Origin of the sequence: Rhizobium sp. PDO1-076 (assembly GCF_000247475.1) — a bacterium.
Classification (GTDB): domain Bacteria; phylum Pseudomonadota; class Alphaproteobacteria; order Rhizobiales; family Rhizobiaceae; genus Allorhizobium.
Window position 1 is genome coordinate 1 of record NZ_AHZC01000021.1, and the last position, 14,029, is coordinate 14,029.

The window sequence follows — 14,029 nt, forward strand, 5'->3', positions numbered from 1 at the left end:
GAGCCTCGACGACGTGAAGATCCTGCAGAACATGCAGGGTGTGACTGTCATGGAAGTGGCTGAAGGCGCCGACGGCTGGCAGATCGTCCTCGACAGCCCGTTCAACCGCCGCATCCATCACAACACACCGATGAAGCTCTCCGGTCCGGCCGCGGGTTCCGATCTGGTCAAGACGGCTGCCGATCCGAATGGTGTCGACTGTCTCGGGACGTTCAACAACTGCGGCGCCGGCAAGACGCCGTGGGGCACGTATCTGACCTGCGAAGAAAACTTCAACGGCTATTACGGCTCGACCGACGCGAACTTCAAGATGCCTGACGACTTCAAGCGTTATGGCATCGCGGCCGAAACCCGCTATGGCTACGAGAAGTTCGACGAACGTTTCGACGTGTCGAAGAACCCGAACGAACCGCGCCGGGCCGGCTATGTCGTCGAAATCGATCCGTCGGATGCCTCCTCGACGCCGATCAAGCGCACGGCGCTCGGCCGCATCAAGCATGAAAACGCCGCTGTCGTGATCGCACGCGACGGTCGCGTTGTCGTCTATATGGGCGACGACGAACGTGGCGAGTTCCTCTACAAATATGTCTCGAACGGCATCTATGTGCCCGGTGGCGACACGTCCAAGCTGCTCGACGAGGGCACGCTCTACGTCGCGAAATTCTCCGACGAAGGCACCGGCGAATGGCTGGCGCTGACGCCGGACACCACCGGCATGAAGGCGGACGAGATCTATGTCTTCACCCGCCAGGCCGCGTCCAAGGTCGGCGCCACGACCATGGACCGTCCGGAATGGGTCGCGGTCAATCCGGTCGCCATCGAAGCCTATTGCGCCCTGACCAACAATTCCAACCGCGCCGTTCTGAAAGACGGCAAGATGCGGACGAATGCCGGCGGCGACGTGATGGACATCAATGCCGTCAACCCGCGCGAAGGCAACGAGTTCGGCCAGATCGTGCGTTGGTATCCGGAAAACGACGATCATGCCGATGGCAAGTTCAAGTGGGACCTGTTCGTCATGGCCGGCAATCCCGATGTCCACAAGGACGGCCTCTATGCCGGCTCGTCGAACATCAACTCCGGCAACATGTTCAACTCGCCGGATGGCATGATGTTCGACAGTACCGGTCTTCTGTGGATCCAGACGGACGGCGAAGATTCGAACGAAGGCGATTTTATCGGCCAAGGCAACAACCAGATGCTCGCCGGCGATCCGGCAACCGGTCGCATCGAACGCTTCCTCACCGGTCCGAAGGGTGGCGAAGTCACCGGCATGACCTGGACAGGCGACAAGCGGACGATGTTCGTCGGCATCCAGCACCCCAACGCCCCCTTCCCGGATGGCGAAGGCAAACTGCCGCGCTCGACGATCGTGGCCGTCAAGCGCGAGGACAACGCCAAGATTGGCTAAGTCCGCCTCATAAGCCATAAAGAAGCGCGCTGGGAAAACCCGGCGCGCTTTTTGCATTCTCCGCTTCGCATAGAGCAATTCCAGCAAAAGTGGCAACCGGTTTTGCGTCCGGAATTGCGTAAAACCAAAGAGAAAGAGCATTTGAGGCGACTCGGTTTTCGCCGGAAATGCTCTAAATCTCGCCAGCCGCTGCATGCCCCGCCCGAAGGACAGTTGCCCATGCTCGATGCCAATCATGATTTGCCCGGCCTTGTCTGGGGCTACCGGATCGATCCAACGTCCGGTCAGGCAACACGGCTTTCGTCCGACGTCACGCCCGCGATGCTGGCCGAGGGACCGGGATTTGTCTGGCTGCACCTGAACATTGCCGATGCGCGCGTCGGCGCCCTGCTCGACGGTTTCGAATGGCTGACGGAGCAGGCGCGCTCCGTGCTGACCACGCATGACACACACGCCGCCCTGACGGTGGACGACCAGATGGTGTTCGGGACGCTTGTCGATTTCCAGCGGGAGTTCGACAAGGAGACACGCGATCTCGGCTGGCTGCACTTTGCCCTGTGCGATCGCTTCATCATCACCACCCGACTGCAGCCGATCCGGTCGATCGACCGGGTGCGGGCCGCGGTGGAGAAAAACTCCGCGAAATATCGCAGTCCGATGCATCTGTTCGAGACGCTGGTGGCCGAATTCCAGCGCGGCATCATCTCGGTGGTGATCGAACTGACCGAGGAACTGAACGCGATAGAGGACTTCGTCTATGACAGCGAGTTGCGCGACGAGCGGCGCAGACTGGCACCGGTCCGGCGGGTTGTTGTCCGGCTCTACCGGCATCTGCGCACGATGCTGTCGCTGATGCGGCGTGCGGCAGCCAGCGACGACGAGGACATGCCCTTCGGCTTCGACGAAGTGGCACAGCGGCTGACAGCCAGGCTCGAGTCCGTCGATCACGACGTTCATGCGCTGCAGGAACGCGCCCGGCTGCTGCATGAAGAAATCGATTCGAAACTGTCGTCCGAAACCAATCGACACCTCTACATCCTGTCGCTGATGACCGCGTTCCTGCTGCCGCCTTCCTTGGTTACCGGCTTTTTCGGCATGAACACATCCAATCTGCCGTTCGCCGCCGAGGCCGACGGCACGATCTTTGCCATCGGCTTCATCGCGGTCTCGATCGCCGCTGCCTGGTATCTGCTCAGGCGGGCGGGCATTCTCTAAGTAAATGCGCGTCTGCGTCTGGCCCAAACCAGCATGTGGCAAGACCAGCATTGGCCAAAACGACAATACCCGGCACGAGGCCGGGTATTGAAGCGCTGACGGGGCGAGCTGTTCGGGCAAGCCGATCAGAGAGGTATTGGCTCAATAGTAGGGCGACAGGCAGCGCTGACGCGGACCGTTGTAGGGCTGGAACGTATTGCTGCGGCTGTCATACGAGCGGTAGCGGTTGGCGCACCACTGGTAGTGGCTCGGGTTGATACCACCGGCGCTGGCGCGCGGCGGCTGCGAGGCCACAGCACCGCCAATGATCGCGCCGGCTGCAAAGGCCGCAAGCGGGAACCAGGCGCCATTGTGATAACGATAGCCCGGGCGACGATGCGAGTAACCACGGTGACCGTTGTGATAATGATCGCGGTTATAGTGACGGCGATATTCACGACGACGGTACTGAACCTCGGCAACGTCGGAGCTTGCCTCGACGGGTGCACGCGGCAGGCTCATGGCCTGTGCCGGCACGATGCCGGTAAAGCCGACGGCGGCAGCCAGTACGAGACCGGCCATACGTTTGAATGCAGTCTTCATGCGACTTTCTCCCTGCGTTTTCCGCGACCAGCTTTATGTCCCGGCCCATGCCTTGAGACTGCTGATCCTGAAACGAAAATTAACGGCTTCATCCTGAACCCAGCATTAACATTGGTTTTATTCTAAAACTGATGCTGCCGCCTGTTTCGATGGCCGCGGCCAAGCGACCGCGAATGCCAGTTAACGAGGCTGAGAGGAAATTGTTCCATCGAAACAAAATCATGACGAAGGCCATGCGCCGGGCGCAAATCCCGGATGAAACGCAAAAGGCGTGCCGGCAATGCGGCACGCCTCTTGAAAACAGACCTGCGACCTTCAGGCCTCGATTTCGATATCGCCTTTCGGGCGCGAACAGCAGGCCAGAATGTAGCCCTCGTCGATTTCCTCGTCGAGGATGCCGCCATTGTGCTCCATCTCGACCTCGCCGGAAATCTTGAGCACCTTGCAGGTGCCGCAGAGGCCGGATTCGCAGGCGGCTCCGATGCGCACGCCGGCCGAGCGGGCCGCCTGCAGAACGGTATGGCCCGGCGCACAAAGGCCGTCCTTGCCGGACATGGCGAATGTCACCATAGTCGGCTGCTCGCCATCCGAATGGTCGGCGACGACGATCGGCAGTTGCGGCTTGGCCGGCTGGAAGGTCTCTTCGTGATACTGGCTCATGTCGAAGCCGGCGCCGGACAAAGCCTCGCGAACCGTGGCCATGAACGGCTCCGGTCCACAACAGAAGACAGTGCGCTCAAGGAAATCAGAGGCCAGAAGCGCGATCTTCGCCTTGTCGATGCGGCCTTTCAATCCCGACCAGAGCTGGCCGCGACCCAATTGCTCGATGATGAAGCCGAGCGTGAAATGCGGCATGTCGCGCGCCTTGGCCTCAAGCTCCCAGCGGAAGATGATGTCGTCGGGCGAACGGGCACAATGCAGGAAGGCGATATCGCTGTCGGGCGAGCGATCGCCCATGTCGCGGCTCATCGACATCATCGGGGTGATGCCGGAGCCGGCCGAGATGAACAGGTATTTCTTGCCCGGATGGCGGGCATAGGAAAAATCGCCGAGCGGGCCGATCGCCTTCAGTGCCATGCCGGGCTTCAGGTTGTCGAACATCCAGCGGGTGCCGATCGAGTCCTTCTGCGCCTTGACGGTGATCGCGATCGTATACGGCCGTGACGGGCTGGACGACAGAGTATAGGTGCGCATCACCGGTTCCGGCGAAACGGGGATCTCCAGCGTGACGAACTGGCCGGGCTGGTAGCGGAACCACAAGCCCGGCTTGTTCGGCCGGAAGGTGAAGGTCATCACGTCGGGGGCTTCCGGCGTGACGGCGACGCATTCAAGCAGATGCTCCCGGTCGGACCAGGGGCGCATTTCATCGACATGGCGATAGGGAGCGAGCATCATGTTCATCTCACGCGACCACGGACAGGCGGGCCTTTTCGCCCTGGAGACGGTTGATCATGAAGGTCGTATACCAGTCGACGAACTGCATCACGCCACCTTCGTGCTCGACCGAATAGGGGCCGGGCTCATAGGCCGGGGAGCGAATGCCGAAGGCATTTTCCTCGACGATCGAGCGGTCCTGGTCATTGGTCATTTCCCAGACATGGGTCAGTTCCTCAAGGTCGTAATCCACACCTTCGACCGCATCCTTGTGCACCAGCCAGGTGGTGGTGACGGCGGTTTCCTCTGCCGACAGCGGCGTGACCCGGAAGGAGATCGCGTGGTCGATGAGAATGTGGTTCCAGGTCGAGGGATAGTGGAACAGCAGCATGGTGCCGATATGCGATGTCGAGACATCGTCGGACAGCAGGCGCTTGACCGCACGCTTGCCGGACATGGTGTAGCTCTCGGCCTCCTGGATCAACGGCATGCGGGCGGTGCGGAACTGGCCGGACGGATCGATCTTGAAGGTGCTGGGGAGCCCGGCGGCTTCGCAGCGCAGCCAGTGTTCGGCGATGACCGGGTCGTCACCGGCGCCCTGCACGCCGGTCGCCGTCGGCGCTTCCGGATAGGTGCGGCAGAGTTCCGGGTGGTTGCTGGCGCAGTGGTAGCATTCGCGGTTGTTTTCCCAGACGAGCTTCCAGTTGCCCTTTTCGATGATCGTGCTGCGATGGGCGACCTTGGCCTCCGAAAGCCGGTGCGGCTTCATATAGGGTTCGATCGACGCGCGGACCGGGGCGAAATCTGCCGGCTCATTGGCCAGGCAGATGAAGATATAGCCCGCGACACTTTCGCAATGAACCGGCTTCAGGCCGAACTCGCTCTTGTCGAAGGTTTCCCCCATCTGACGGGCGAAGACCAGCGAGCCATCGAGATCATAGGTCCAGTTGTGATAGGGACAGACCAGCTTGGCGGATGCGCCGCGATCCGAGGTGCAGACGCGGTGACCGCGGTGGCGACAGGTATTGTGGAAAGCGCGGATCACCTGATCCTTGCCGCGGACCATGACGATCGGATAATCGCCGACCTGGGCGGTGAAATAGTTGCCGGCGCGCGGGATCTCGCAGTCATGGCCAATGAACAGCCAGTCGCGATACCAGATCTGCTCCATGTCGAGCTTGAAATAATCCTCACCGATGTAGAAAGGCTGCTCCAGGCTGAAGCCTTCCCGGCGGTTCTTCAACTGCCGCAATACCGTGCTGTGCAGATCCATGTCGTCCTCGTTCGTTTCACCGGCGATGGAACAGGAGCGCAGCACCAATCGACCCGAAAAGGGCGATCACGGCCATCTCCGGTCGCCCACCGCGACCTCAAATATCATTGCTTCAAGGCTGGTTTCCGGGCTCTGGAGACGTCTGTTGCCAGACACGTTCGGCGCCTTCCCAGGACCTTCCCAGTGGCCTTTTGCCGTTACGTCTATCTCCACCACCGTTGCGGGGGCAGCGCCGGATTTTGACCGGCTTCCCGATTTCCCACCCTCCCTAACAGGGCAGCACCTCGAGCTTGCGGATATCTAAACACAGGCGGCGGCTTGACGCTGCATTGCGAAACGACACGGCCGGGAATGTTTGCGACATCGCCATCCAAAGACGAAAAATGCGCCTCCTCAAAAATGATGTGTATTTTCTTAGAGATAGTGCAGATCAGTGGTGATCGGGACTATTGCAATGGCGCAAAATGACAAATCAGGGCGATTGGCCGCCTACGCCTGTCGCGCTCAGATGAATTGTTTTGAGCGGACCGAAATTACGTCAACTCAAAGTGCACTGCGGTAAGCCTCGCGAAACCTCAAGCGGGCACAGTGCCTGCAAATCATGATTAACCATGTCGCTGTAAGATAGGCGTACCGAGCCAGTAACCGTCAGAGCCTCGACATGCAAAAACTTCGATATTACGCGGCCCCGAAAGTCCCGGACAAAAGCGCGACCGCGACCAAGGCCGCGCATACGGAATTCCTACGCACCGGTCGCATTTCCCGCCATCGCGACGACTGGCTGTCGGAGGAGAAGCGCTACCTCACCTATGCGGAGGTTGCCGTGCGCACCGGGCGGCGGCTGGAAACGGCGGCGGAAACCACCCATAGCCGGATCAACGGGTTCCACCGCTCGATCCAGTTTCCGAAAATGATCTTTCACAAGACGCTCGATGACAGTCCGCATCTCGGCTACTGTCACGTCACAGCGGCGCGCACCAATTTCGCCCAATATGCCGACGTGAAATGGGCCTTCTACATTGCCAATTTCTTTGCCGAAATCGGCGGGACCGAGCAGTTCTTCGAACAGATCCGGCAAAGCTACACGCGCATGTATTTTGCCGTGGCGATCAAGCCGGAGACCGAGCAGAAGGCGATGGTGGTCGACAGGTCGATCCGCGACAACGGCTTGCTGTTTCGCACCCACGATCCGAAGGAAGCGCTGCGCAACGTGCTGATGCTCGGCGCGCGGGATACGGAAATTCGCAAGATCATCGCCAAGCTTTAGAGGCCGGGCGATCTCGCTGTCAGGCGCCGAAGCCTCCGACCGGCTTGTTCTTGTAGATCAGCCAGTCCTTGGAGGCATAGTCGTTGGCGCCGTAGATCGTGACGGTATCGCCGCCATTGGCCTTGGATGTCGACAGCGCCTTTTCGGCGAAATTGGTGAAGTCGAAAGCGTTCGGCGCCTGTTCGGAGAAACACACCCCGAAGGACATGGCCATCTGGCCCGGAGCGCGGCCGGATGAGGAGCCGACAAAGGCCGTGGCCTTCAGCTTGGCGCGCACCAGCTCGATGACGCGACTGACCTCATCCTCGTCGGACGTATAGAGCAACAGCCCGAAGCGGCCGGCATCGAAGCGGCAGGCAAGGTCGCCGCCGCCGGAAACAGCTTCCAGAACCTTGGCAACCTGCATCAGGAAACGTTCGGCAACAGCCGGCCCCATCTGCTCCTGGATACGGGCAAAATCGTCGATTTCACCGACGGCGACGCCGCACAGAACCGGCATGTCTGGGTTGGCATAGATCTTGGCCACGGCCTTGTTGAAGGCACGGCGGCTGGCAAGGCGCGTGAGCGGATCGACGAACTTCGCCGCCTCGGCCTCATCGGCCTCGCGCTGCATATCGGCCAGCGATGCGGTCTTGTCGACCACGGCACGCACAACATTGCTGTTCTGGTGCGCGCGCCGTTCGGTCGCAGCCTTCAGCGCCTTGATCGATTGGCCGAGCGGTGTTCCTTCAAGATCAGCTTCCGTGAGGATGGTTTTCGAGGCGTTGCCGATCACGCGGCCGTAGTCAGTCAGGGAGATCTTTTCCTCATTGAGCAGATTGATGAAATTGCTCATTTCAGCGCGAACCTGACCACTCTGGCGGCTCAGCAAGCCATCCTCATGATGATGAGGCAGATATTTGCGGCCCAACTCGTCGAGCGCTTCCTGGCTCTTCAGCTTGCCGAGCGCAATGAATTCGCGGACCAGTTCGGGATTGCTGCCCGCATAGGCCTCGTAGACCAGCTCATAGTTGCGGGGAAGCCCGTCAATGCCCATCTGATGCATGGCGGTTGCCACACGAAGCGCAATGCTGGAGGCAGGATTCTTGACTTGCTGCATCTGTGGCTTCCCGGCTTGAGTCGGCTTTTGTCTCGTTGCCGGTGACTATAGGCAGAAGAACTCTTTATTTCGGTTACATCGATATATAAAATTTTAGCGGTGCCAATTCCCCTCAAAATTTACTGTGGAACAATGTATGCTTGCGCTCATCAAAAAAGGCATTTGATCGTGCATGTTGGAACACGCTAAGGACACATGGAACAAAGCTAGCAAGGCAGGGACATGGCCCGGATCATCGCAATCGGCAGCGGCATGGATGAGGCGATCAACGCCGCATCGGTCATTCTTGCGCTTGGCCGTCCAGTGGCGATCCCGACCGAAACCGTCTATGGCCTTGCCGCCGATGCAACCAATCCGGCAGCGATTACCAGCATCTATCAGACCAAGGGCCGGCCGCGCTTCAATCCGCTGATCTGCCACATGGCCAACCTTGAAATGGCGGAGCAGCATGCAGATTTCGATCCGCTTTCGCGCAGCCTGGCCGAACATTTCTGGCCGGGGCCCCTGACGCTGGTCCTGCCGCTGAAGCCGGAAAGCGACATCCATCCCCTGGCGACAGCCGGCCTCGACAGCGTCGGCATCCGCGTGCCTGTCGGCTTCAGCGGCGACCTGATCCGGCATTTCGGCCGGCCGCTTGCCGCGCCGAGCGCCAATTCGTCCGGCAGGATCAGCCCGACAACGGCAGCCCATGTCGATGACGATCTGGGCGGCAAGATCGATCTGGTGATCGACGGCGGCGCCTGCGAGGTCGGGGTCGAATCGACCATTCTCAAAGTCGAGGACGGGAAGATACGCCTGTTGCGACCGGGTGGCGTTTCCGTCGAAGCCATCGAGGCCTTTGCCGGCGTCACGGTCGAGCGCCCGAAGGTCGCCGGGACCGCGATCATCGAAGCCCCCGGCATGCTGGCCTCGCACTACGCCCCCAATGCCATCGTGCGACTGAATGCCACCTCGGTGGCAAAAGATGAAGCGCTCGTCGCGTTCGGTGCTGCGCCGATCAGCGGACAGGCCGATGCCGTGATCGTGCTGAACCTCAGCCCGGCAGGTGATCTGGCGGAGGCAGCGGCCAATCTGTTCGACTACCTGAAACGAGCAGACGCAAGCGGAGCGCAAGGCATCGCCGTCGTCACCATTCCGGATCACGGACTCGGCGAGGCGATCAACGACCGGCTGGTGCGGGCAGCCGCCCCGCGCGACGCGGAAGGAAACAGTGCATGAGCATGACATTGACGCGAGCCGACACGCTGCGCGCCTTCATCGATATCGTCGGGGAAGCCCATGCACTGGTCCTGCAGGACGACATCAAACCATACCTCACCGAAAATCGTGGGCTTTATCATGGCTCGTCGCCACTGGTGCTGAAGCCGGCAAGCACGGCAGAGGTTTCGGCGATCCTGAAACTCGCCAGCGCGACAGGAACGCCGATCGTGCCGGTCAGCGGCGGCACCGGCCTTGTTGGTGGACAGGTGCCGCGCGAGGGCAGCGACGACGTTCTCCTGTCACTGGAGCGGATGAACAGGATCCGCGAAGTCGACGCGCTTGCCGATGTGATCATCGTCGACGGCGGCTGCGTCCTGGCAAGCGTTCAGAAGGCGGCGGAAGAGCATGACCGGCTGTTTCCCCTGTCGCTCGGCTCCGAAGGGTCCTGCCGGATCGGTGGCAATCTGTCGACCAATGCCGGCGGCACCGCCGTGCTTGCCTATGGCAACATGCGCCAGCTCTGCCTCGGGCTCGAAGTGGTCCTGCCGACCGGCGAGATCTGGGACGGATTGCGCCGACTGAAAAAGGACAATAGCGGCTACGACCTGCGCGACCTGTTCATCGGCGCGGAAGGCACGCTTGGCATCATCACGGGCGCCGTGTTGAAGATGTATCCGCGCCCGCGCGGCAAGCAGGTGGCCTTTGCCGGCCTCAACAGCCCGACACAGGCGCTGGCGCTGTTCGAGAAGGCATCGCAGCACTGCGGCACGGCGCTGACCGGGTTCGAGCTGATGCCGCGCCTCGGCATCGAGTTCACCACGAAGCATATCCCCGGCGTGCGTGATCCCCTGCCCTCGGCACATGCCTGGTATGTGCTGATCGACATTTCCACCTCGGATTCCGCCGAGACGGCGGATACGATGATCCAGGCACTGCTCGAGGATGCCTTCGAGGCCGGCCTGATCGAAGACGCGGCGATTGCCAGCTCGCTTGCCCAGCAGGAGGCCTTCTGGCACCTGCGCGAGAGCATGTCGGAAGCGCAGCGACCGGAAGGCGGGTCGATCAAGCATGACGTGTCCGTGCCGGTGTCGCGCATTCCGGCTTTTCTGCGCGAAGCGGACGCAGCCGTGCACCGCGTGATGCCGGATGCCCGCATCTGCGCATTCGGCCATCTCGGCGATGGCAATATCCACTACAACATCAGCCAGCCGGTCGGTGCCGACAAGGCTGAATTCATCGGCCGCTGGCGCGAGATGAATGCCGTGGTGCACGGGATCGTGCATAAGCACAACGGCTCGATTTCCGCCGAACATGGTGTCGGGCAATTGAAGCGCGACGAGCTGTCCGCCAGCCGACCGGCAATCGAGACCGAACTGATGCGGCGGATCAAGCAGGCTTTCGACCCCGAAGGCATCATGAACCCCGGCAAGGTGCTCGACTGACGATGACAAGGGACACGCGCCTGACGCTTAGGATCGACCTTGCCAACGGAGCGCGTCTCGGGCCGGGCAAGGCAGAGCTTCTGGCGCTGATCGGCGAGCATGGCTCGATCCGGGCGGCGGGCGCTGCGATCGGCATGTCCTACCGCCGGGCATGGCTGCTTGCCGACGAGATCAACCGCATGTTCGTCGAACCATCGATTTTCACCCGCCATGGCGGCAAGAGCGGCGGCGGCGCCGGGCTGACGCCGTTTGGAGAGCGATTGCTTGCCTGTTGCCGGCGAATGGACAGCGAGAGCCGAAAGGCCCTGACGGCGGATCTCGACTGGCTCGAGGAGGCAATGAACCGAGAATTTGAAACCGGAACGCCGGCAAAGCCGGACCTCGAGTAAGTCAGCCCCTCCGAAACAAGCCTTCCCGCGCAATCGATACCGTCTTGAACAGAAGATGGACCGGCTTGCCGATGGCGAGCCCAAGCTGGGTTGCCGATCGGCGGGTGACCTCGACGACCATGGGCTCGCCGCTGCAATCGACCACGACTGCGACAGCCGAGCCGTTTTCCCGCTGGATATCCGTGATCTGGCCGGCCAGTCGGTTGAGGGCCGAGAGACCGCTCACCTCGGCCGTGGCAAGCACGATATCGGCGACAGGGACGAAGACACGGATTTCTGTGCCGGGGGGCAAATCGACCGCCCGGAGAAACAGGGGACCGGTCCCGGACTGCGCCTCTGTCAGCCCGTCGGCCTGATGATGGGCGGTAATGGTCGCGGAGATGAAGTTGCCGGCCGGCAGGGCGCCGGCACCGCGCGGCACATTGGACAGAACCGCATCCGGCGCGCCGATGGCAATGGTCTTGCCGCGCTCCAGCACAACGACACGGGTCGCGAGCCGTGCGACTTCCTCGACCGAATGGCTGACATAGAGGATCGGAATGCCGACTTCGTCGCGGATGCGCTCGATATCCGGCAGGATCTGCAGCTTCAGTTCGCTGTCGAGGGCCGACAGCGGCTCGTCCATCAACAGCAGCCGCGGGCTTGCCATCAGCGCGCGGCCCAGCGCCACGCGCTGCTTTTCACCGCCCGACAGATGTTGCGGGCGGCGATCGAGCAAGGGAGACAGGTGCAGCAGATCGGCGATGCGCGGCAGGCTTTCGCGGCGCTCCGTGCGCGGCAGCAGACGTTCGCCATAGGCAAGGTTCTGGCGCACGGTCATATGCGGAAAGAGACGCGGCTCCTGGAAGACATAACCGATGCGCCGGCGATGCGCCGGCAGGAAGACTCCATGATCGCTGTCGCTCCAGGTTTCGCCCGAAAGCCGGATCTGTCCCTGCTCTGGCCGGACAAGGCCGGCGACCAGATTGATCAGCGTCGTCTTGCCGGAACCGGAAGGGCCGAACAGCGCCGTCAGGCCTTCGCCGATCTGAAGAACCGCTTCAAGCGAGAAGCCCCCCTGCTGATGGCGGATAGCGATGTCCAGCATCAGCCCTCTCCCATGCGTGCGGCCAGTCGGCGGGCGAGAACTTCGGAAGCAATCAGCGCGGCGAAGGAAATCGCAATCGAGATCAGGGTGAGCCGCATGGCGGCAACATCGCCACCCGGCACCTGGGTATAGGTGTAGATGGCACTCGCCAAGGTCTGGGTTTCGCCGGGAATGTTGGAGACGAAGGTGATCGTCGCACCGAATTCGCCCATCGCCTTGGCAAACGACAATATTGCGCCGGCGGCGATGCCCGGTAGGATCAGCGGCAGGGTCACGGTCAGGAAGACATAGGCCGGCGGTGCCCCAAGCGTGGAGGCGGCGGCTTCCAGCCGGCGATCCACGGCATCCATGGACAGGCGGATGGAACGCACAAGAAGCGGGAAACCCATGACGGCTGCGGCAAGGGCAGCCCCTGTCCAGCGGAAGGAAAAGACGAGGCCGAACCAGCTTTCGAGAAGCATGCCGACACTGCCCTTGCGACCGAAGGTGATGAGCAACAGATAGCCGGTCACCACCGGCGGCATGATCAGTGGAAGATGGACCAGACCGTTGAGCAGTGTCTTGCCCCAGAACTCACGGCGCGACAGCAACCAGGCCACAGCGATGCCCACAGGCAGCGAAAAGGCCACGGCGACGGCCGCGACCTTCAGGCTGAGCAGCATAGCGGTCCATTCCTCAGCTGTCAGCGTCACGCGGTCATCCTGATTGCAGTCTCCAAGCCCCGATCATGATTGCCGGTCGGTTCGCCTCGGTCAGTTGGTTTTGGCAAGGACCGTGAAACCAGCTTCGGTGAAGATGGCATGTGCCTTGGCGCCCTGCAAGTAAGCGAGGAAGGCAGCGGATTCAGCGCTTTCGGTCTCCGCGGTCAACGCGGCCGGATAGACGATGGCCTTGTGGCTGTCTTCGGGGAAACGATCGAGGATGCGGACCGATGGATCGACCTTGGCATCGGTTTCATAGACAATGCCAAGCGGCGCTTCGGCGCGGGAGACGAGAAGCAGGGCCGCACGCACGTTCTCGGCCTGCGCGACCTTGTCTTTCACCGTGTCCCAGACGCCGAGCTTTTCCAGGGCGGCCTTGCCATAGGTTCCGGCCGGCACGGCATCGACATTGGCCATCGCGAGACGGCCGTCCCCCAGAAGCGTTGCCAGCGGAAAGCCCTGGGCAATGGTCGTGGTCTGCGTGGAATCTTTCGGCGCGACAAGCACGATGCGGTTGCCGAGCAGGTTGACCCGTGTGTCGGACTTGATCTTGCCGGCCTTGTCGAGGTGATCCATCCATTTCAGGTCAGCGGAAATGAAAACGTCGGCCGGGGCGCCTTCCTCGATCTGCTTGGCGAGCGCGGAGCTGCCGGCAAAGGACAGGCGCATGTCGTTGCCGGTTTCCGCCTTCCAGTCGATCGCGATTTTCTCCACGCTTTCCTTGAGACTTGCGGCTGCAAATACCGTCACCGGTTCAGCGGCGAAAGCGGCCAGCGGGGCTGCCAAAAATGCTGCCAAAGCAACGGCTACACGGCTGCCACTTGCCATTCGGTTCCAAAACTTTTTCGTCACGCGGACTTCCACCTCGATATATCCCAATGAATACATCGATAGTTCAAAAAAAATCTGCCGACAAGTCGCGGCAGATTTTAAATCACGATCAGATCCGGCGGCGCCAGCAGGGCTGCCGGATTTGATCAGACCTAGTA

13 protein-coding genes and 1 riboswitch are annotated in these 14,029 nt (G+C 61.3%); of the genes, 6 read left to right on the plus strand and 7 right to left on the minus strand.

Going from position 1 to position 14,029, the window contains the following annotated elements:
• Both PDO_RS01815 and PDO_RS01820 read left to right on the plus strand, forming a co-directional pair.
• The coding region (locus tag PDO_RS01815; protein ID WP_007597079.1) for a PhoX family protein at positions 1–1,411 on the plus strand (1,411 nt) is incomplete at its 5' end.
• Between the two features lie 219 nt (positions 1,412–1,630).
• Positions 1,631–2,626, plus strand: a complete 996-nt coding sequence (locus tag PDO_RS01820) for a CorA family divalent cation transporter (RefSeq protein ID WP_007597081.1) — start codon at positions 1,631–1,633, stop codon at positions 2,624–2,626.
• A gap of 141 nt (positions 2,627–2,767) precedes the next feature.
• On the opposite strand, the gene PDO_RS01825 is transcribed toward PDO_RS01820, so the two are convergent.
• The 3 genes from PDO_RS01825 to PDO_RS01835 form a co-directional block, all read right to left on the minus strand.
• Complete coding sequence (locus tag PDO_RS01825) at positions 2,768–3,208, minus strand: BA14K family protein (RefSeq protein WP_007597083.1); 441 nt, start codon at positions 3,206–3,208, stop codon at positions 2,768–2,770.
• A gap of 315 nt (positions 3,209–3,523) precedes the next feature.
• A complete protein-coding gene (locus PDO_RS01830) occupies positions 3,524–4,609 on the minus strand; it encodes an FAD-binding oxidoreductase (RefSeq protein WP_037072332.1) in 1,086 nt (361 codons plus the stop codon).
• Between the two features lies 1 nt (position 4,610).
• Entirely contained in the window at positions 4,611–5,855 is a 1,245-nt protein-coding gene (locus PDO_RS01835; protein WP_007597087.1) for an aromatic ring-hydroxylating oxygenase subunit alpha, read from the minus strand.
• Between the two features lie 99 nt (positions 5,856–5,954).
• A riboswitch (cobalamin riboswitch) is annotated at positions 5,955–6,157 on the minus strand.
• Between the two features lie 359 nt (positions 6,158–6,516).
• Here PDO_RS01835 and PDO_RS01840 point away from each other — a divergent pair.
• Positions 6,517–7,122: a DUF6656 family protein gene (locus PDO_RS01840; protein ID WP_007597089.1), complete on the plus strand. Its 606-nt coding sequence runs from the start codon at positions 6,517–6,519 to the stop codon at positions 7,120–7,122.
• A gap of 19 nt (positions 7,123–7,141) precedes the next feature.
• Here PDO_RS01840 and PDO_RS01845 read toward each other — a convergent pair whose 3' ends face one another.
• Positions 7,142–8,221 carry a GGDEF domain-containing protein gene (locus PDO_RS01845; protein WP_007597091.1) on the minus strand — a complete coding sequence of 360 codons (1,080 nt, stop codon included), beginning with the start codon at positions 8,219–8,221 and terminating at the stop codon, positions 7,142–7,144.
• A 222-nt stretch (positions 8,222–8,443) separates the two neighbouring features.
• Between PDO_RS01845 and PDO_RS01850 the strand changes: the two genes are divergently transcribed.
• The 3 genes from PDO_RS01850 to PDO_RS01860 are packed head-to-tail and all read left to right on the plus strand — an operon-like array spanning position 8,444 to position 11,252.
• Entirely contained in the window at positions 8,444–9,439 is a 996-nt protein-coding gene (locus PDO_RS01850; protein ID WP_007597093.1) for an L-threonylcarbamoyladenylate synthase, read from the plus strand.
• Positions 9,436–10,863 carry an FAD-binding oxidoreductase gene (locus PDO_RS01855; RefSeq protein ID WP_007597094.1) on the plus strand — a complete coding sequence of 476 codons (1,428 nt, stop codon included), beginning with the start codon at positions 9,436–9,438 and terminating at the stop codon, positions 10,861–10,863. Before PDO_RS01850 ends, PDO_RS01855 begins: the two co-directional genes overlap by 4 nt.
• Positions 10,864–10,865: 2 nt before the next feature.
• Complete coding sequence (locus PDO_RS01860; protein ID WP_007597095.1) at positions 10,866–11,252, plus strand: winged helix-turn-helix domain-containing protein; 387 nt, start codon at positions 10,866–10,868, stop codon at positions 11,250–11,252.
• A 1-nt stretch (position 11,253) separates the two neighbouring features.
• Here the strand turns inward: PDO_RS01860 and modC are convergent, their stop codons facing one another.
• The 3 genes from modC to modA are packed head-to-tail and all read right to left on the minus strand — an operon-like array spanning position 11,254 to position 13,868.
• Entirely contained in the window at positions 11,254–12,339 is a 1,086-nt protein-coding gene (gene modC, locus PDO_RS01865; protein WP_007597096.1) for a molybdenum ABC transporter ATP-binding protein, read from the minus strand.
• The gene (gene modB, locus PDO_RS01870; RefSeq protein WP_037072334.1) at positions 12,339–13,031 is read right to left on the minus strand and encodes a molybdate ABC transporter permease subunit; all 693 of its coding nucleotides are present in this window, start codon (positions 13,029–13,031) and stop codon (positions 12,339–12,341) included. The genes modC and modB overlap by 1 nt, the downstream gene beginning before the upstream one ends.
• A 60-nt stretch (positions 13,032–13,091) precedes the next feature.
• Positions 13,092–13,868: a molybdate ABC transporter substrate-binding protein gene (gene modA / locus PDO_RS01875; protein ID WP_007597098.1), complete on the minus strand. Its 777-nt coding sequence runs from the start codon at positions 13,866–13,868 to the stop codon at positions 13,092–13,094.
• Positions 13,869–14,029 lie beyond the last annotated feature (161 nt).